Annotated in this window: 9 protein-coding genes and 4 pseudogenes; 6 read left to right on the top strand and 7 right to left on the bottom strand. The window is 72.5% G+C overall.

Features of this window, described 5'->3' with window-relative positions; all coding sequences use genetic code 11:
* Nucleotides 1-74 precede the first annotated feature (74 nt).
* The 3 genes from E6W39_RS38195 (at nucleotide 75) to E6W39_RS38185 (ending at nucleotide 2112) form a co-directional block, all read left to right on the top strand.
* Nucleotides 75-1289: an NAD(P)/FAD-dependent oxidoreductase gene (locus E6W39_RS38195; RefSeq protein WP_141637362.1), complete on the top strand. Its 1215-nt coding sequence runs from the start codon at nucleotides 75-77 to the stop codon at nucleotides 1287-1289.
* A 44-nt stretch (nucleotides 1290-1333) separates the two neighbouring features.
* Complete coding sequence (locus E6W39_RS38190) at nucleotides 1334-1570, top strand: hypothetical protein (protein WP_141637361.1); 237 nt, start codon at nucleotides 1334-1336, stop codon at nucleotides 1568-1570.
* Nucleotides 1571-1923: 353 nt separating this feature from the next.
* On the top strand, nucleotides 1924-2112 hold the full coding sequence (locus tag E6W39_RS38185) for a hypothetical protein (protein ID WP_141637360.1): 189 nt from the start codon (nucleotides 1924-1926) through the stop codon (nucleotides 2110-2112).
* Between the two features lie 86 nt (nucleotides 2113-2198).
* Here E6W39_RS38185 and E6W39_RS42445 read toward each other — a convergent pair whose 3' ends face one another.
* Nucleotides 2199-2384, bottom strand: coding sequence for a type II toxin-antitoxin system RelE family toxin (locus tag E6W39_RS42445; protein ID WP_267286785.1), 186 nt, complete (start codon nucleotides 2382-2384; stop codon nucleotides 2199-2201).
* Between the two features lie 131 nt (nucleotides 2385-2515).
* Nucleotides 2516-2650, bottom strand: a complete 135-nt coding sequence (locus tag E6W39_RS43320; protein ID WP_267286727.1) for a hypothetical protein — start codon at nucleotides 2648-2650, stop codon at nucleotides 2516-2518.
* A gap of 263 nt (nucleotides 2651-2913) precedes the next feature.
* Here E6W39_RS43320 and E6W39_RS44450 point away from each other — a divergent pair.
* Nucleotides 2914-3153 (top strand): annotated as a pseudogene (locus E6W39_RS44450) (DUF2218 domain-containing protein); the annotation flags it as partial.
* Between the two features lie 152 nt (nucleotides 3154-3305).
* Nucleotides 3306-3835: pseudogene (locus tag E6W39_RS44445) on the top strand (O-methyltransferase).
* A gap of 419 nt (nucleotides 3836-4254) precedes the next feature.
* On the opposite strand, the gene E6W39_RS38165 reads toward E6W39_RS44445, so the two are convergent.
* Nucleotides 4255-4467 carry a hypothetical protein gene (locus E6W39_RS38165; RefSeq protein WP_141637359.1) on the bottom strand — a complete coding sequence of 71 codons (213 nt, stop codon included), beginning with the start codon at nucleotides 4465-4467 and terminating at the stop codon, nucleotides 4255-4257.
* Between the two features lie 1145 nt (nucleotides 4468-5612).
* Here E6W39_RS38165 and E6W39_RS38160 point away from each other — a divergent pair.
* On the top strand, nucleotides 5613-6227 hold the full coding sequence (locus E6W39_RS38160) for a GOLPH3/VPS74 family protein (RefSeq protein WP_141637358.1): 615 nt from the start codon (nucleotides 5613-5615) through the stop codon (nucleotides 6225-6227).
* A gap of 467 nt (nucleotides 6228-6694) precedes the next feature.
* Here the strand turns inward: E6W39_RS38160 and E6W39_RS38155 are convergent, their stop codons facing one another.
* From E6W39_RS38155 to E6W39_RS43840, 4 genes and pseudogenes are all read right to left on the bottom strand, one after another.
* The gene (locus tag E6W39_RS38155; RefSeq protein WP_220140328.1) at nucleotides 6695-7849 is read right to left on the bottom strand and encodes a macrolide family glycosyltransferase; all 1155 of its coding nucleotides are present in this window, start codon (nucleotides 7847-7849) and stop codon (nucleotides 6695-6697) included.
* On the bottom strand, nucleotides 7849-10101 hold the full coding sequence (locus tag E6W39_RS43850) for a cytochrome P450 (RefSeq protein ID WP_181799646.1): 2253 nt from the start codon (nucleotides 10099-10101) through the stop codon (nucleotides 7849-7851). The genes E6W39_RS38155 and E6W39_RS43850 overlap by 1 nt, the downstream gene beginning before the upstream one ends.
* Nucleotides 10098-12824: pseudogene (locus E6W39_RS44440) on the bottom strand (type I polyketide synthase); the annotation flags it as partial. The gene E6W39_RS43850 and the pseudogene E6W39_RS44440, both read right to left, overlap by 4 nt.
* Nucleotides 12825-12857: 33 nt before the next feature.
* Nucleotides 12858-18484: pseudogene (locus E6W39_RS43840) on the bottom strand (SDR family NAD(P)-dependent oxidoreductase); the annotation flags it as partial.
* Between the last annotated feature and the right edge of the window lie 53 nt (nucleotides 18485-18537).

Raw genomic sequence — 18537 nt, 5'->3', positions numbered from 1 at the left:
GGCTGTCACGTTCTCGGCGGCTGTCCCGTCCGTGAGGCGAACAACGGATGAGTCAGCCACCAAGGGAGCCCGCCATGACCCGCTCGACCGCCACCCCCGCCACCCCCGCCGCCCCGCACCGCATCCTCGTCCTCGGCGCCGGCTACGCCGGCATGGCGGCGGCGGTGCGCCTCGCCCGCCGCACCCGCGGGCTCGGCGCCGAGGTCGTGCTGGTGAACCCGACCCCGCGGTTCGCCGAGCGGCTGCGGATGCACCAGAGCGCGGCCGGCCAGCAGCTGACCGACTTGCGGATCCCGGACCTGGTCGCCGGATCCGGCATCCGGTTCGTCGAAGGGCGGGCCACCGCGATCGACGCCGAGCGGCAGGAGGTCGCGCTGCGCACCGCCGACGGCGTGCGCACCCTCGGCTACGACACCCTGGTCCACGCACTCGGCAGCATCACCGACACCGCCGCCGTCCCGGGCGCCGAGGACCACGCCTACACCCTGGACGGCCACGGCGCCACCACCCGGCTGGCCGAGCGGCTCGCCGAACTGAACGCCGCGGGCGGCGGCACCGTGACCGTCAGCGGCAGCGGACTGACCGGTGTCGAGACCGCGGCCGAAATCGCCGAGAGCCACCCGGCGCTGCGCGTCGTGCTGCTCGGCCGGGAGCGGCCCGGCTCGATGATGGGCCCGAAGGCCAGGGCCCACCTGGACGCCGCCCTCGCCCGGCTCAACGTCGAGGTCCGCACCGGCGTCGAGATCACCAAGGTACTGCCGGACGGGATCGAGCTGGCCGCAGGCGAACTCGTACACAGCGACGCCACCGTCTGGACCGCCGGCGTCCGGGTCCCGCCGCTGGCCGCCCACGCCGGCATCGCCACCGACGACCGAGGCCGGCTACTCACCGAGCCGAGCCTGCGCTCCACCTCGCACGCCTCGGTCTGGGCGATCGGCGACGCCGCGGCGGTGCGCCAGTCCTACGGCGTCGTGCACGGCACCTGCCAAAGCGGCATCCCCACCGGCATCCACGCCGCCGACCAGATCACCCGGACCCTGCGCGGGCGCGCACCCAAGCCCTTCCGCTTCGGCTACCTCCACCAGCCGGTGAGCCTGGGCCGCCACGACGGCGTCGTCCAGTTCACCCGCCCCGACGACACCCCGCGCAGGGCCTGCCTGACCGGCAAGCGAGCGATGGCGTACAAGGAATTCGTCAGCAACACCCCGCCGCAGACCTACCGGCTCTCAACCCGGTTCAACCTGCCCTCCCGAATGCTGTGGACCCGCGGCGGCCGAAGCAACGGCTGACAGCCGCCTCCACGGGCCTCACGGGCCACGCGCCACTGCCGGCGATGGCGATCACCGAGGCGGTGCTGGGCTGCGGGTCAATCGTGTACCGGCTCGGCTCGAACGGTCGGCCCGGCTACCGCTTACAGCGCGGCCTCGATAGGTGTGAAGTACGCGCCGAGGACGGCGAGGATCCGGCGGGCGGCGCGCAGGGCGGTCCGGGCGCAGCTGGCCGAACTCCTCCCCCTGCAGCGATTCGTGTAGTCCGTCAACGCGACACGAAGGTCACCTCGTTTCGGTGATCAACGAGTGAAACGCTTCCCGAGGAGCCATACAGCGCTGATCATGACGCCGTGCTGATCTCACACCGCTGTCTCCTGCGCCTTGCCGCACTCGCTCTGGGCTGCGCTGCCCTGACCGGTTGCGGTGCCTCCACTCAGACTCCGGCCTCTCAGGACACCAGGCTGACCAAGGCCGCAGGAGTGGCGTCGATCTCGCTGGTCATGCCGGAGGGCTCTGGAAGGAGACCTGAGGTGATGGCAACATCGGGACCAGTAGCACGTTCAGCAAGGTCAACGGCGATCGGCTGGACGGAGAAAGGGGGGCCCGCGGCCTGATCCGGGTCAACCTGACCGGAACTCAGGTCGTCAGCTACGTGAAATACCTGGACGAGTGGGCCCATCCGGGCTGGGCGGACCCGGACGGACCGGTGAGCAAGGAAGCCGCCTTGCGGGTCTACAACGCGGTCGGCAACGCGCTGGACACCATCAAGGGCACCCGTAACGCGACGGACCCGGCCCCCGAGATCATCATCGACGACACCCTCGCCACGCCGGCGTCGTAGGCGTCGCGGCGGTCGCTCGACCTCCCCAGACCATGTACGGCTGGTACTTCGGTCAGCCCTCGCGCACCCGGACCTGGTGTGGGTGGTCAGCCGATCCGGCCGAGGTGGATCACGACGATGGTGACGGTGGCCTCGGTGACCTCGTACAGCACGCGGTAGCGGCCGACGTGCATCCGGCGCAGGTCAGCGGAGCCGTATGCCGCGGTGCCCGGCGGGTGGGGGGAGTCGCAAGGCCGCCTGCAGGAAGCGGAGAGCCAGGCAAGGTCCGCGATCGGCGCCCAGCCGCTGCCCGGCAGGTCGATGAGCAGCTGGCGCAGTCGTCAAGATCATTCGATCGACCAGCGCGCAACCGTGCTGCTCGCCCAGGTGGCCGAGGAGCCCCGGCCATCGGTAGGCCCTGCGGTCAGCCGGCCGCCCCGCCGGGGCTCACCCGGCTGGTCCGGCTCACCACGGACCACATCGCCGACAACGGCTCCACCCTCACCAGCGCCTTCGGCGACCCGCCCTCCCGGCTGCCCGAGCCCGTCGCCGACCTCATCCGGGCGCACCTCAAGGCCGACGGACGACTGCGCCATGCCAGTCCCCGGAGCGCCTGCTGGCTGTTCCCCGGCCGCCAGGCCGGGCAGCCGATGAGCCCGGCGCTCTCCGCGAACACCTACAGGCAGCAGGCATCTCCCCCAGATCCGCCCGAGTAACAGCCCTCCGGCACTACCTCCAACACGCGCCGCCGCCGGTCGTCGCCAAGGCACTCGGCTACACCGAGGTCACCACCGCCTACGTCGCCACCGAGGTCGGAGCTCCGTGGAGTCGATACGCACCCGGCGACCACTCTCGGTGACAACACTGGACCCTGGGCTGCGAATACGCGACACCGGACCATGCGGGCTCATCGCGTGTCGGGGAGGCCGCCTTCGAGGGCCGGACAGGCCCTCGTGGGGACAGCTGGAACTGATCGCGGCCGCGGCCGACGCCGAGGCACTGAGCCGGGTCCAGGACGTGGTCGCCCGTCACCTGGTGCGCTTCGCCACCCAGGAGGAGCTCACCGTCGAGTGGACCGCGCCGGTCGACGGCGCCGAGCTGGAGCCGGTCCACCCGCTGGTCGACGGCTACCTGCTGCGCCACTGCACCCCGCCGACCAGGTGCTCCACGACCTCGCCGAGCGGACCAGGGAAGCCACCGGCCGGGCCGCCGGGATGCAGGTCACGGCCGACGAGGGCGCGCTGCTCACCATGCTGGTGCGGATGCTGGGTGCGAAGTACGTCGTGGAGGTCGGGGTCTTCACCGGCTACTCCTCCCTCTGCATCGCCCGCGGCCTGGCCGAGGGCGGCCGCCTGCTCGCCTGTGACACCAACGCCGAGTGGGCCGCCATCGGCCGGGAGCACTGGGAGCGTGCCGGGTGGCCGACCGGATCGACCTGCGGATCGCCCCCGCCCTCGACACCCTGCAGGCGCTGCCGGACGAGCCGCACATCGACATCGCCTTCATCGACGCGGACAAGCAGAACTACCCCGCGTACTACGAGGAGATCCTGCGCCGGCTGCGCCCGGGCGGGGTGGTCGTCCTCGACAACGTCCTGCTCGGCGGTCGCTCCCTGGACCCGGCCTACCAGGAGGAGCACCACCTGGCGATGCGCCGGCTGAACGAGTTCATCGCGGCGGACGACCGGGTGGACGCGGTGATGCTGCCGGTCCGCGACGGGGTGACCCTGGCGCGCAAGCGGTGAGGCCGCGGATGCCGGGGCGGCGGCAGCAGGACACCAGCACGCCCGGGTCACCCCAGCAGCCGAGCAGGGATCAGCGGTCGGGCTCGGATCAGTAGAAGGTCACGGACCGCAGCTTCAGCCGGCCGCCGAGCCTCTTGCCCGGGTGCATGACGTAGAAGACGTCACCCGCGCAGTCGGTGTCGAGGAAGACCTTGGCCATCGCGCCAGTGGCGTTCTCCGGCGCGAACCCCGGGGCGTCCTCACTCGTCTTCGGCAGGCCGATGCACTGGCTGCCCTCCGGGTCGGTGAGGCCGGCCAGGTTTCGACTACTCTGTGTAACAGACCTCGGGATCTGTTTGCGGCATACGCAACACCTTGACATGTGAGCCCACCAGTCAACCGCCGCAGGTCAGCGGCCTGCGGCCTGACGGACGGGCCGGTCAGATCTGCCGGTCCGGGTCGGAGAAGGTCAGGCCGCCGGCCCCGAGTGGACGCCGGGCCGGAGCGGGTACGGCCGCGGTCTCGCTGGGCGGCTGGCGGAAGTCGGCGCCCTGCTCGACCGGCAGCAGCCGGCGCCCGCCGGACAGGGCTGGCACGGCAGCGTCGGCGGCCGGCTCGGAGAAGGGCATCGCGAGAGTGCGGCGGTCGGTCATGATCACCAGTCTCGCAGCCCGGGCCGGGTCGTGTGAGCCAGACCGCTAACACCGGTGACAGCGGTCTGGCCCTGGCCACCGGTGCCAACCGCAGCCGGCCGTGTTTCAGATCTCCAGAACAGAGTGGTTAAGCCTCTGCTACTCCATCCCTGCCGCCCAGGTTGGACCAGGCACGAGCCCGCGTTCGTACTCTCCCCCGGACAGTCCCGTTACCGCTGGTGGTAACGGGCGCCGGTGAGACCGAGCCGCGACGCACGCCTCGTCGTCTGGCCCTGCTGGTAGGGCCAGACGAGTTCAGGCGGCTGGTGCCCGTGCCCTGCCGCTGCTGGCACCGAGGCTCGGCGGCGGGTGCGGGCACCGCGTGGTCCCGGCCAGCGCTTCCCGGTCGTGAAAGGTGGGCGACAAGGTCTTCGTCGGCAGGTGGTGACATCGCGGTGGCGGGCAGCACGCGGCACCGGGTGCAGGCTGATCGGCAGGCGGCTCCGCCCGGCACGGGTGCAGGCCGGATCGGCAGGCGGCTCCGCCCGGCACGGGTACTGGCCAGCCTTCTCGATGGCAACTGCCCAGTGCCGGACCGTCCACGGTCCGGCCGGTGTGGTGACGGGCCGGCGGCGGGGCCGGCCACGGCCCTGGCGGCGGATCCGGCGGCGCAGGGCAGGCGGCAGGGGCTGGTCCAGCGCAGCCCTTGGCGCTGGCCACGGGTGCGGGGGCGGAGCACGCCGCGCCCAGCCAGGCCCGGATCATGGTCGGCTGCGAGGGCCTGGCGCGAGTTCCGTGATCGGTGCCGTGGTCCTCCTCGCCCACCTCTGTTGGTCATGGGGCATCTTCCGCCCGCTGTGGGAGGCGGCCACCGAGCACACCCGCCCTCACACAGCGGGCTGGCCGGCCGCAGGCAGCGCCGCTGCCTGGCAACGAGTCGCCCGTCGATGCGGTGGCGTAGGCCTCGGAGCCGATGGGCGCTCCAGCATCATGACCACGCAGGCTTGCTGAGTTACAGTCAGTGATATGAATCCAGCGATGGGGCAGGACTTCCTCGACGCTCTTGTGGCCTGCACGGAGGCGTGCAACGGCTCGACAAGGTGTGAGGCGGCCGGGTACGTCCTCGGCCTGCCGTGCCGACTCTCCGGATCGAGGTGAACTGCCCTATGACCACCGCACGGGATCTGATGATCACCGCCGTGGACGTGGCGCCCAGCCACCCCGTGGAACAAGGCGACCTGTCACTGGCGCTCGCCGGGGCCGAGGTGATCGATCTCCTCGATGCCCGGGCACTGAGCCTGGACGACGATCGCATCGTGCCCGGCTACCGCCCTACCACGGCCGATCCCCTGCTGGACCAGGCCGCAGCGGCGCTGGTCCGCGAGACGCCGTACGAGTCGGTCGAGGACTGGCTGTGGCGCCGCGGCCGCGGCCTGTCCGCAGCCTATCTGGCGACCCTCGAATCGGAAGGGCTGCTCAATCGGCAGCCCCGCCGCGGCATCCCCCTCCTGGCCGGTCGGATCGTGCTGGCCGATTCCGCGGAGCGGCGCGCCGCGGCCGCCCGTCGGGCCTCCGACGAGCCCGTCCTGACCGCCCTCGCGGCGGCCCTCGGGCTCCGCGGTGGGGACCGCACGCAGGCGGTGGACCCCCCGAGTGTGGACGACGAGGGCGTGGACACCGTGCTTGCCTCCGTCCACGACGCACTGATGCACCTGGAGGCCATGCGTCAAAGGCGCGCGATCGAGCAGGCCGCCTTCGAGAACGTCTGGCGAGGTTACTGAGGTGATCCGCGGAAGGCTGTGGACAGGCCCTACCGGGTGCCGGGACTGGTGAGCCCGCCTGTTAGAGGTGTCGCGTGTTCACTACTGGACGACGCGCCGAACTACGCAGAGTTTCCGTCGAACGGTGCCGCCGGGCTGTCGCCCCGGGGCTCCGATGGCGGCTTGTGTGTGGACGATCACGTAATTCCCCGGGCCTGGCGCCGTAGGCCGTCGCGCCTTGGAAGTTCTGGGTGGCCGTGCCTCCCATGCCTACACAGCCCGCATCCTCTGCTGCTTGACCCAGGCCTGGACCTCCGACACCTTGAACTGGAGCTTGGCATTCCTCCCGCACCCGAACTTGTGACTTCACCCGAACAGACCAATCCACGGCCCAACCCGAGCACGCCGTACGAGTCCGAGCGCGGGAACGGGCTCCACCGGGCGGGGTGCGGGTGCGGACTGCCCGGTGGAGTCCGGCCGCTACCGCGTCAGCAGCTTCTCCAGGACGTCCGCCCCTTTGACGCGCCGCCCGCCCCGCGCACGATCCGGCTCAGGGCCGCCGCCCAGGGGCGGCAGGACCGGACGTCCTGGACGGCGTCGCGGAGGCCCTGCACGGTCGGCTCGGCGAGCGTCCTGCCGACCTGCAGCTCCTCCGCCCGCCGGGCGATCGCCCGCTGTTCCGGGATCTGCGGCACCGCCACGAAGGGCACCCCGTGGTAGAGGGACTCCATCGCCGAGTTCATCCCGGCGTGGCTCAGGAACACCTCGGTGTGTCGCAGCACCGCCACCTGCGGCACGTGCGCGTGCACTTCGACGTTCGCCGGGATCGGGCCCAGCGACTCCTGGTCCAGCCCGCCCACCACCATGACGACCTGCCAGTCGCTGTCCCCGAACGCCTCGATGCAGGTCCGGTAGAACTCGGGCCGGTCGTTGAAGACGGTTCCCAGCGATATCAGCAGCACCGGGGCCTGCGACCGGGGGCTCCACTCCTCAGCGGTCTGCCGGCTGCTCAGCGACGGCCCGACGAAGTGGAAGCGCTCGTCGAAGGCATCCCCCGACATCTGGAACTCGCGGGGGATGAACACCAGGCTCGTCGGGGCCACGTAGCCGAACATCAGGTTCGGGTCCTCGAGGAAGGTGTGGCCCTGCGCGAACTTCCCCATGTCCTGAATCGCGGCCACCAGCCGGGGGTTGGTGTGGTCGAAGTCGGCCGGTAAGTACACCTGCGCCGCCGAGAAGGACTCGTTCTCCGCGAAGGTCGGCACCAGGGAGATCTCCCGCACCTCGAGCAGGTTCGCCAGCATCCTCCCGGTGAAGGTCACCGAGTCGTAGCACACCGCGTCCGGCGGGTCGGCCGAGAAGTGCTCGGCCAGGACGGGGAAAGAGGCACGCGCGTCGTCGAGGTAGTACTCCATCGTCACGGCGAGCTGTTCCGCCGTGAACTCGCCCCGCGCCGCCATGTCGGGCGGCAGCTGCGAGGGCAGGGTCACCGGCGACGCCCCGGCGGCGAGGGCGGCGTCCATGGTGGCTGGTCCCGTGGCGTAGCTGACCCGGTGACCGCGCCGGACCAGCTCTTCGACCAGCGGCAGGGTCGGGTTCACATGCCCGGACGCGGGCGCGCTCACGAAGGCGAAATGGGCCATCAGCTCTCCTCCAGGATGACCGGCAGAGTCTTGTGCCCGTTGGTGAAGAAGGAACCCAGCGGCTCGAGTTCGGACGACGGGACGGCCAGCCGCAGCCGGGGGAACCGGGAGAACAGCGCGGACAGCGCCGTCGTCGCCTCCAGCTTCGCCAGGGGGCTGCCGAGGCAGTAGTGCACGCCGTGCCCGAAGGTGAGGTGGTCGGCCCGCGACGGCCGGGTGACGGAGAAGTCCTCCGCGTCGGCCCCGTGCTGCGCCGGGTCGCGGCCGGCCGCGCCGTAGGACAGCAGGATCGCCTCGCCCTTGCGGATCTGCACGCCGTCCGCGGAGATGTCCTCCACGGCGTACCGCAGCGGCAGGTTCGGCACCGGCGCCTGCCAGCGCAGGGTCTCGTCCACCACGTCCTCCCACGTGCTGGTCCCGGACCGGACCAGGGCGAGCTGAGACGGGTGCGTGGCCAGCGCGTGGACGGCGTGGTCGAGCAGGTTGACTGTCGTCTCGAAACCGGCGGAGATGGTCAGCAGCAGGGTGTCCAGCAGTTCCCGCTCGGACAGTCGTGTGCCGTCCGCCTCCTGCGCGGCGATCAGGTCGCTGGTCATGTCGTCGCCGGGGTCGCGCCGTTTGGCGGCCGCGAGTTCCTTGAGCAGCATGTACAGCTCGCCGGAGGCGGCCTGCACGCCCGCCGGGTCCGCGTCGAGGCTGAACACCGCGTCCACCAGCCGCCGCAGGTCCGCGCCCGTCTGCACGGTCACCCCGAACAATTCGGTGATGACCTGGATCGGCAGCGGGAACGCGAACCGTGCGCGCAGGTCGACCGTCTGCCCCGGCGGCACCGTGGCCAGGTCGGCGATCAGGCCGGCCGTGATCTCCTCGACGCGCGGCCGCATCGCTTCGATACGGCGCGGGGTGAACGCCTTGGCCACCAGGCTGCGCAGCCTGGTGTGGTCGGCCCCGTAGGCGGTGAACATGTTCTGCATCGCGACCCACATGATCAGCGGCCAGTCCGGCGGGATGTCGCCGTCGCGCCACATGGGCCAGTGCTTGTTCGCGTCCTTGGAGACCTTCGGGTCGAGCAGCAGCTTCTTCGCCAGGTCGTGCCCGGTGACGGCCCAGGCCGACACGCCACCGGGCAGTTCGACGGGCGTGGCCGGGCCGCGCTCGCGCAAGGCAGCGGCCTCGCCGAAGATGTCGCCGCCCGAGGGGTCGATGACATACGCGTCGGCGGGCGGGGCCTGCGCGCGCACCGGCTCGGTGAAGGTGGTGGTCGTGCGGGGCTTGGGCGGCTCGGTGACCTCCAGCAGGGACGCGGTGAACCGCGAGCCCATGCCGAGGCCGATCGACATGATGGTGTCGCCGGGCTTGAGGGTCTCGTCGTGCAGCAGGTGGTCCATGCCGAGCAGTTGGTCGCACGGCCCGACGTGGCCGAGCTCGCGCAGCATCGGCCAGGTGGTGCGGCCCAGGTCGATGCCGAGCGGCTCCAGCACGACGACCTCCAGTTGGGCCAGGCCCAGACCGGTGACGACGAACCTGGTGATGTCGGCGACGCTGACGCCGGCTTCCTTGGCGGCCTGCTCGACCGCGGTGACCAGTGCCCCGCTCATCAGCGTCAGATACGGGGCCAGGCCGGTGACCTCGATCGGCGTACGGTTGCGGTGGCCCTCGGGGTCCGGGATCGTCGGGGTGGCGAGGACCTCCATCTGGGTCGCGGAGCTGTTGGCGGTCGCGACCAGCCGCGCCCGGCCGCCCTCGCGGTTGAGCACGGCCGCGACCGCACCGTCGGCCAGGAAGATCCCGATGGTGGGCTGCCAGCGTTCCCACCGCGGCGGCAGGAACCGGGCGGTAGCCGTGACCAGGGTCGCGGTCGCGGCCGGGTCGGCCACCAGGTGCGCGGCGGCGGACTGCAGCGCGGCCGAGCCGCCGTTGCTGGTCGCCTCGACCTCGTAGACGAGGGCGTGGCCGAGGCCGAGGACGCGCTGCAGGTGGCAGGAGGACGCCATGTGGTCCTGGTGGTCCATCTGGGCGTAGGCGGCCATGGAGATGTCGGCGCCGCTGAGGCCGGACTCGCGCAGGGCTCCGATCGCCGCGTGCACGGCCATCGCGTGCTCGGTGACGTCGTCGGAGCGGGTGAACGACACGAAGTCCGACAGCGCGAGCAGCCGCCGCATGGTCTCGGTGTCCGGCACGGCCTGCGTCGCGGGCGTGCGGGGCGGCAGGTATCGCCCCGTTCCGCCGATGTAGACGTTGTCCCAGATCATGCATAGTCCTTTCCCCTGAGTGCGGACAACCCGGCCCCGTATCCGCTGAAGTCGAGGAGCCATGTGCTGATGGCCAGCGCCGTGGCCGCGGAGTGCTCCTCCAGTACGGTGAAGTGGTCGCCCGAGACGGTGAGCACCTCCTGGGCGGTGGTGGACAGCCGGGGCCACGAGCGCTTCCCGGTGCCCACCAGCAGCACCGGCGCGGTGACGGGCTCCGGGGCGCCGGCCAGATCGAGGTAGCGGCCCATGGCCACCAGCCGGTCGTCGTCGACCGGCTGGACCTGGTGGCCGGCGTCGAGCATGCCGGTGAGCACACCCGGCAGGTCGTCGGGGTAGCCGTCGATGAGCACCACGGCGCTGGGCCGGGCCCCCCGCCGTTCCAGTTCCCTGGCGGTCGCCAGCGCCAGCCACGCGCCCACCGAACGGCCGACCAGCACCGGCGCGGCGACGGCCGACGCGGCCTCGGCGAGTGCCTGGACCAGGACGTCGGCGTCTGCGGGCAGCGGGTCGCCGGCGAAGCCCGGCAGCGTGACCGCCGTGACGTCGCGGGCGGCCTCCAGCGCCGCGGCGAACCGCCCGTACTCCTCGATGCCGCTGGACGCCAGCGCGGACGGCAGGCAGACCAGCGACGGCTGGAGGAAGCCGGCCGCGAGGGCGACCACCTCGGCCTTGGGCGCGTCGGTGGCCGGGCTCAGCCGGGACGCCGTGGCCAGCAGGTCGAGGCCGTCCTGCGCGCGGCCGACGTCGACGGCCTTGCGCAGCAGGCGCTCCATCGGCCCGGCGACCCGGTTCTCCGGCGAGCACAGCTGCCCGTAGAGGTGGTTGACGAGCTGTTCGGGCGTCGGGAAGTCGAAGACGAGGGTCGCCGGGAGCTGGAGCCCGGTGACCGCGTTGAGCTGGTTGCGCAGCTCGATGGCGGTCAGCGAGTCGACGCCGTGGTCGCGGAACAGCTGACGCGGGTCGTCGATCCCGCCGGGGGCCATCCCGAGGATGCTCGCGCTGTGCGTGACGACCAGGTCGAGCAGCAGGGCGCGCTGCTCGGGCTCGGGCAGGGCTTCGAGCCTGGCCCGCAGGTCGCCGGGGCCGGCCGCCGGGGCCGGCGCGCGCCGCGGCCGGGCGAGTCCGCGCAGCAGCGCGGGCGGGGTGTCGATCGCCGCGAGGTCGAGGCGGACCGGCACCAGCGCCGGGCGTTCGCCGGCCAGGGCGGTGTCGAACAGGTCGAGGGCCTGCGCTGTGGCCAGCGGCAGCATCCCGGTCCTCGCCAGCCGGCGGTGGTCGGCCTCGGTCAGGTTCCCGGTGATGCCGCTGGACTCGGCCCACTGGCCCCAGGCCAGGGAGGTGACCGGCAGACCGCGCGCGTGCCGGTGCTCGGCGAGCGCGTCGAGGAACGCGTTCGCGGCGGCGTAGTTGGCCTGCCCGGGGGCGCCGAACACCCCGGACGCCGAGGAGAACAGCACGAACGCCCGCAGGTCCAGGTGCTCGGTGGCCTCGTGCAGGTGCCACGCGGCATCGGCCTTCGAGCGCAGCACCGTGTCGATCTGCTCCGGTGTCATCGATCCCACCAGGGCGTCGTCGACGACCCCGGCGGCGTGCACGACGACCCGCAGGTCGGGGATCGAGGCGACGAGATCCCTCAGTGCCCCGCGGTCACCGGCGTCGCAGGCGACCACGGTGAGGGCGGCGCCCAGCTCCTGCCGGAGCCCGGGCGGCTCGACGCCGCGGCGGCTCGCGAGCACCACGTGCAGGGCGCCGTGCCGCGCGACCAGGTGCCGGGCGACCAGGACGCCGAGGGTGCCGGTGCCGCCGGTGATCAGCACGGTGCCGTCCAGGGGCGCGCCGTCCAGGGGCCCGGCCGGCCCGGTCGGGGCGGCCCTCACCAGCCTCGGCACGAGGGCGGTTCCGTCGCGCAACTGGATCTCGGGCTCGCCGTCGCTCACGGCGGCGCGCACCGCGGCGGGGATCGCCCGTCGTGAGGCGGCCGTGCCGTCGTGCCGGACGGTCAGGATCCGCCCGGGGTTCTCGCTGTGCGCGCTGCGCAGGAAGCCGCGGGCGGCGGCCGAGGCCAGGTCGTCGCCGGTGAGGACCACGAGCCGGACCGGCGTGTCGGTGGCCAGGAACTCCCGGACCCTGCCGAGCAGTTCCCGGGTCACCGCGTGGGCGGCCGCGACCGGTTCGCCCTCGCCGACGACCTCGTGGAGGACCGTTTCGGTGTCCGGGCCGTCCGGTGCCGCCATCGGGGTCCAGTCAACGGCGAACAGCGTGTTCGGCCGGCGCCCGGCCCCGTGACCCGCCGCTTCGACGGGCCGCAGGACGATCTCGTCGATGCTCACGACCGGCATCCCGGCGGTGTCGGTGATCCGCACCGCGCAGGTGTCCGGCCCGGTCGGGTGCAGCACCACGCGGACCGTCGCGGCCGACCCGGTGACCGACACACCGGAGAACGAGAAGGGCAGCCGCGCCGGGCTGCCGCCGGCGCCGCCGTCCTCGGCCGCGAGGCCGGCGAGCAGGGTCAGCGGCTGTATGGCGGCGTCCAGGAGCGCGGGGTGGACGCGGTAACCGGTGAGCTGCGCGGGGTCCGCCGGGAAGCTCACCTCGGCGTGCAGGTCCTCGCCGTGCCGCCGGATGCCGGTGAGCCCCTGGAAGGTCGGCCCGTAGTCGTAGCCGGCTTCGGCGAGCCGGTCGTAGAGCGAGCCGATGTCGATCGGCGCGGCCTCGCTGTCGTCCGCCCCGGGCACGGCCGTCCGATCGGCCCGTGTCGCCCGGTCCGCCGGCGGACTGAGCACGCCGGTCGCGTGGCGGGTCCACTCGTCGGGCTCGGCGGAGGTGCGGGAGTGGACGGTGACGGGTCGGTGTCCGGTGTCGTCGGGCGCACCGACGGTGACCTGCACGTGCACACCGTCGCGCTCGGACAGCACGAGCGGCGCCTCCAGGACCAGCTCGGACAGTACGGGGCTGGCCGTGTGCTCGCCGGCGTGGACGGCCATGTCCACGAACGCCATCGCGGGCAGCAGCGTCGAACCGAGCACGGTGTGCTCGGCCAGCCACGGGTGGACGGACGTGGAGAGCTTCCCGGTCAGCACCACGCCCTGCCCGTCGGGGAGCTTCACCAGGGACCGCAGCAGCGGGTGGTCGGGCGTGTCGAGGCCCTCCGACGGGGTGGTGGGCTGGAGCCAGTAGTGCTGGTGCTGGAACGGGTACGAAGGCACCCGCCCGCCCAACTCCCCAACCGGTGGCGCCCAGTTCAGCGCGCCGTCCGCCCACAAACGCCCCAACCCCGCGAACAACCGCTCCACGGAATCGCCATGACGGCGCATCAACCCGTTGCCGAGCAGCAGCGGATGCGGGCCCACCTCCACGAAGCCGGTAACACCCTGGTCCTTCAACCACTCCAGCGCGTCCGCGAACCGCACCGGCTCCCGCACCTGCCGCACCCAGTACCCGGGCACCCCCATGTCCACCGGATGTCCGGTCAGCGTGGACACCACCGGGATCGCTGGCTGACGGAACGACAGACCCGCAGCCACCTCCGCGAGTTCGTCCAACACCGGATCCATCCGCGCCGAATGGAACGCGTGACTCACCGACAGGCGCCGCACCCGACGCCCACGACCACGCCACACCTCACCCACCGACTCCACCGCAGCCTCGTCCCCCGACACCACCACCGCATCCACCCCGTTCACCGCCGCCACCTCGGCACCCGGCACCAGCGACCCCACCACCTCCTCCACCGACGCCTGCACCGACACCATCGCCCCACCCACAGGCAACCCCTGCATCAACCGACCCCGCGCCCCCACCAGCCGACACGCATCCTCCAACCCCAAAACCCCCGCCACATGAGCCGCCGCCACCTCACCCACCGAATGCCCCACCACGAAATCCGGCCGAACCCCCAACCACTCCACCAACCGGAACAACGCCACCTGCAACGCGAACACCCCGCCCTGCGTGAACTCCGTCTCCCCCAACACCCCTTCCGCATCCTCGAACAACACCTCGACCGGCAACCCCAACAACCCACACACCTCGTCCAACACCCGCGCAAACACCGGGAACACCCGATACAGACCCCGACCCATCCCCACCCACTGACCACCCTGACCGGAGAACACAAACGCCGACTTACCCGAGTCGCGGGCCTCTCCGGTCACCAGCCCGGGATGCGCCTCCCCGCGCACCAGGGCCGCCAGTGCCTCCGGTCCGGTCACCACGGCCCGGTGGGCGAACCGGGTCCGCGCGGCGAGCGCGGCGCCGATTGCGTCCGTGTCGGGGGCGGTGGCCGCGTACGCCTGCAGCCTGCGGGCCTGGGCCCGGAGCGCCTGCTCGGACTTGGCCGACAGCAGCCACGGCACCGGCACGGCGGCAACAGGGGCGGGCGTCTCCGGATCCGTGGCCGCTGCCTCCAGGATCACGTGCGCGTTGGTGCCGCTGATGCCGAACGCCGACACGCCGGCCCGGCGGGGACGCCCCGTCTCCGGCCACGACCGGGCCTCGGTGAGCAGTGCGACCTGGCCCGCCGACCAGTCGACGTGCGAGGTCGGCGCGTCCACGTGGAGGGTCGGCGGCAGTTCACCGTGCCGCATCGCCATGATCATCTTGATCACACCAGCCACACCGGCGGCCGCCTGGGTGTGCCCGATGTTGGACTTCACCGACCCCAGCCACAACGGCTCGGTGCGCCCCTGACCGTAGGTCGCCAGGAGTGCCTGGGCCTCGATCGGATCGCCAAGGGTGGTGCCGGTGCCGTGCGCCTCCACCGCGTCCACCTCGGACGGCGCCAACCCGGCATTGGCGAGGGCCTGACGGATCACCCGCTCCTGGGACGGACCGTTGGGCGCGGTCAACCCATTGGACGCCCCGTCCTGATTGACCGCCGAACCCCGCACCACCGCCAGCACCCGGTGGCCGTTGCGGCGAGCGTCCGACAGGCGTTCCAGCAGCACCAGGCCGGCGCCCTCACCCCACGCCGTACCATCAGCAGCCTCGGCGAACGCCTTCACCCGCCCATCGGCGGCAAGCCCCCGCTGGCGGGAGAAGTCGATGAAGGCGGCGGGTGTCGCCATGACCGTCACCCCGCCGGCCAGGGCCAGTGAGCACTCCCCCGAGCGCAGCGCCTGCGCCGCCAGGTGGATCGCCACCAGCGACGACGAGCACGCCGTGTCCACCGACACCGCCGGACCCTCCAGCCCCAGCAGGTACGACACCCGCCCGGAGGTCACACTCGTCGCCGTGCCGGTGGCCACGTAGCCGTCCGCGTCGCGCGAGATCTGGTCCACTCCGCCCGCGTAGCCGGATGCCCAGATACCGGTGAACACGCCCGTCTGGCTGCCCCGCAACGACGTCGGATCGATCCCCGCATCCTCGAACGTCTCCCACACCGTCTCCAGCAGCACCCGCTGCTGCGGATCCATCGCCAACGCCTCACGCGGCGAAATCCCGAAGAACGCCGCGTCGAAGCCACCCGCATCCCCCAGAAAACTGCCCAACCGCGTGTACGACGTCCCGGGGCACCGGCCGGATCATAGAGTCGGCCCACGTCCCATCCACGGTCCGGCGGGAACTCCCCGACCGCATCCACCCCACCCGACACCAAGCCCCACAACTCCTGCGCCGACCCCACGCCACCCGGATACCGGGCCCCCAACCCCACCACCACGACCGGATCACCCGACACCGCGACACCGACCGGCACGGGCGCGACCGTCCGGCGCTCCATCCCGAGGACCACCTCACGCAGGTACTCGGCCAGCCGGACCGGGGTCGGGTGGTCGAAGACCATCGTCGCCGGCAGCCGGGTCCCGACCGCCGTGGACAGCCGGTTGCGCAGCTCCACTCCGGTCAGCGAGTCGAAGCCGAGGTCCTTGAAGGCCAGGTCGCCACCGATCTCGTCGCTGCGGCCCAGCACGGCCGAGGCGTGGGTGCGGACCAGTTCGAGCAGGATCTCGCGTTGCCGGGTCTCGGGGAGCGATGCCAGCTCGCCCGCCAGTGCGGTGGTCCGCACCGGTTTGCGGGCGCGTGCCAGCGCGCGCAGCACCGGCCGGTCGCCCAGTGCGGACACCTTGAGTCGGGCCGCGACCACCGCCGGTTCCGCGGTGTCCAAGCCCCCGTCGAACAGCCCGAGTCCGTAGTCGGTGGCCATCGGCAGCAGCCCCGCGCGGGCCAGGCGTTCAGCGTCGGCCTCGGACATCTGCCCGGTCAGCCCGCTGGCCTCGGCCCAGTAGCCCCAGGCCAGCGACACGCCAGGCAGGCCCAGGGCACGCCGGTAGGCGGCCAGGCCGTCGAGGTAGGCGTTCGCGGCGGCGTAGTTGGCCTGTCCGGGGGCACCGAACACCCCTGACGTCGAGGAGAAGAGGACGAAGGCGGTCAGATCCCGTTCCCGGGTGAGTTCGTGCAGGTGCCAGGCGGCCCGTGCCTTGGGCTCCCAGACCACGGCCAGACGCTCGGGAGTCAGGGACTCGACCACCGCGTCGTCGAGAACCCCGGCCGCGTGCACGACCGCCGTCAGCGGATGCGCCGCCGGGATCGCGTCCAGCACCGCCGCCAGTGCGTCCCGATCCGCCACGTCGCACGCGGCCACGGTCACCTGCGCGCCCAGCCCCGCCAGTTCCTCGCACAACGCCGCACCGCCACCGCTACGGCTCACCAGCAACAGGTGCCGCACACCCCGCTCGACCACCAGATGCCGGGCCACATGACCCCCCAGCGTCCCCGTACCACCGGTGACCAGCACCGTACCGGCCGCATCGAAATCCACCGGAACAGTGAGAACGATCTTCCCGACGTGCGCGGCCCGGCTCATGAACCGGAAGGCGTCCCGCGCACGGCGGACGTCCCAGGTGGTGAGCGGTGGCAGGCTCAACTCGCCTGCGCTGAGCAGCCGGACGGCCTCGGCCAGGATCTCCCCCAGCCGCTCCGGTCCCGCGTCGGCCAGGTCGAAGGCCAGCACGCCGGGCCGGATGTCGGCCTTGCCCATCTCCACGAACCGCCCGCCGGGCCCGAGCAGCCGCAGGGAGGCGTCCAGGAACTCACCGGACAGCGAGTTCAGCACCACGTCCACAGGCGGGAACTTCTGCTCGAACTCCAGGGTCCGGGACGAGGCGATGTGGTCCTCGTCCAGCCCCAGGTCACGCAGCGCGTCCCACTTGCCCGGGCTTGCCGTGGCGAACACCTCCGCCCCGAGCCGCCGGGCCAGTTGGATCGCCGCCATACCGACGCCGCCGGTACCGGCGTGGATCAGCACCCGGTCACCGGCCTGCAGCCCGCCCAGGTCGCGCAGGCCGTACCACGCGGTCAGGAACGCGATCGGCACGGTGGCGGCCTGGGCGAACGGCCACTCGTCGGGGATGCGCACCAACACCCGGTGGTCGGCGACGGCCTCCCGGCCGAACGCGCCGGGCAGCAACCCGGCGACCCGGTCACCCGGCCGCAGCCCGGTGACCTCGGCGCCGACCTCGGTGACGACGCCCGCGCCCTCGCTGCCGAGCAGCGCCGGGTCCGGGTAGACGCCGAGGGCGATCAGCACGTCCCGGAAGTTCAGGCCCGCCGCCCGCACGGCGACGCGCACCTCCCGGGGCCCGGGCAGGGCCTGCTCGTACGGCAGGAAGGCGAGGTCGTCCAGGCTGCCCGTGCCCGCCTGCGTCAGCCGTCCGTCGAGGGCCGCCTCCGGTGCGGAGCGCACCAGCCGGGGTACGTAGACGGCCCCCTGACGCACCGCCAGCTGGTCCTCGTCGCCGACCGACAGACCGTCGGGCAGCTCGTCGGCGTCCACCAGCACGAACCGGCCGGGGTGCTCGGACTGCGCGGACCGGACCAGGCCCCAGACGGCCGAGGCTTCCGGGTCGCTCACCCCGTCGCCGGGAACGACGGCGACCGCGCCCCGCGTGCGCACCACGAGCCGTTCGCCGGGCCCGGCCAGGAAGTCCTGAACGGCCGTCAGCGCCTCGGCGACCGAGCCGGGCGAGACGACGGCGTCGCCGAGCGGGCCCTCACCGGGGGTCAGCGGAGTCCAGTCGAGGGCGTACAGCGGGCCGCGTTCAGCCATCGGACGGGTGGTCAGCGCCTCGATGGTCGCCACGGGCTCGCCGGACCGGTCCGCCAGCTGGACGGCGTACGTGCCGGGGCGCACCACCGTCAGCCGCACCCGCGCGGAGGTCACGCCGGTGCGGTGGACCGCGATCCCACCCAACGAGAACGGCAGCCGCACCTCGCCTTCCGTGCCGGCCAGCAGCGCCAGCGGTTGCAGCGCGGCGTCCAGCAGGGCCGGATGGACGGAGAACCGGGCCGCGTCCGGCACCGTGACCTCGGCGAACACCTCGTTGCCGCGGCGCCACACCGCCTGCACGGCCTGGAAGGACGGCCCGTACTCGTAGCCCGCCGCGGCGAGCGTGTCGTAGAGCCCGGTGACCGGTTCCGCGCCGGCCGGCGGCCATTGCG

The organism is Kitasatospora acidiphila, from assembly GCF_006636205.1.
In the GTDB taxonomy this organism is placed as follows: Bacteria; Actinomycetota; Actinomycetes; order Streptomycetales; family Streptomycetaceae; genus Kitasatospora; species Kitasatospora acidiphila.
Note: the sequence above shows the minus strand (reverse complement) of the source record. Positions and strands in the feature narration are given on the sequence as shown.

Excerpts from the sequence above, each read along its gene's own strand:
- E6W39_RS38195 (WP_141637362.1), top strand. The coding sequence starts at position 75 with ATGACCCGCTCGACCGCCACCCCCGCCACCCCCGCCGCCCCGCACCGC.
- E6W39_RS38190 (WP_141637361.1), top strand. The coding sequence starts at position 1,334 with ATGGCGATCACCGAGGCGGTGCTGGGCTGCGGGTCAATCGTGTACCGG.
- E6W39_RS43320 (WP_267286727.1), bottom strand. The coding sequence starts at position 2,650 with ATGAGGTCGGCGACGGGCTCGGGCAGCCGGGAGGGCGGGTCGCCGAAG.
- E6W39_RS38165 (WP_141637359.1), bottom strand. The coding sequence starts at position 4,467 with ATGACCGACCGCCGCACTCTCGCGATGCCCTTCTCCGAGCCGGCCGCC.
- E6W39_RS38160 (WP_141637358.1), top strand. The coding sequence starts at position 5,613 with ATGACCACCGCACGGGATCTGATGATCACCGCCGTGGACGTGGCGCCC.
- E6W39_RS38155 (WP_220140328.1), bottom strand. The coding sequence starts at position 7,849 with ATGGCCCATTTCGCCTTCGTGAGCGCGCCCGCGTCCGGGCATGTGAAC.
- E6W39_RS43850 (WP_181799646.1), bottom strand. The coding sequence starts at position 10,101 with ATGATCTGGGACAACGTCTACATCGGCGGAACGGGGCGATACCTGCCG.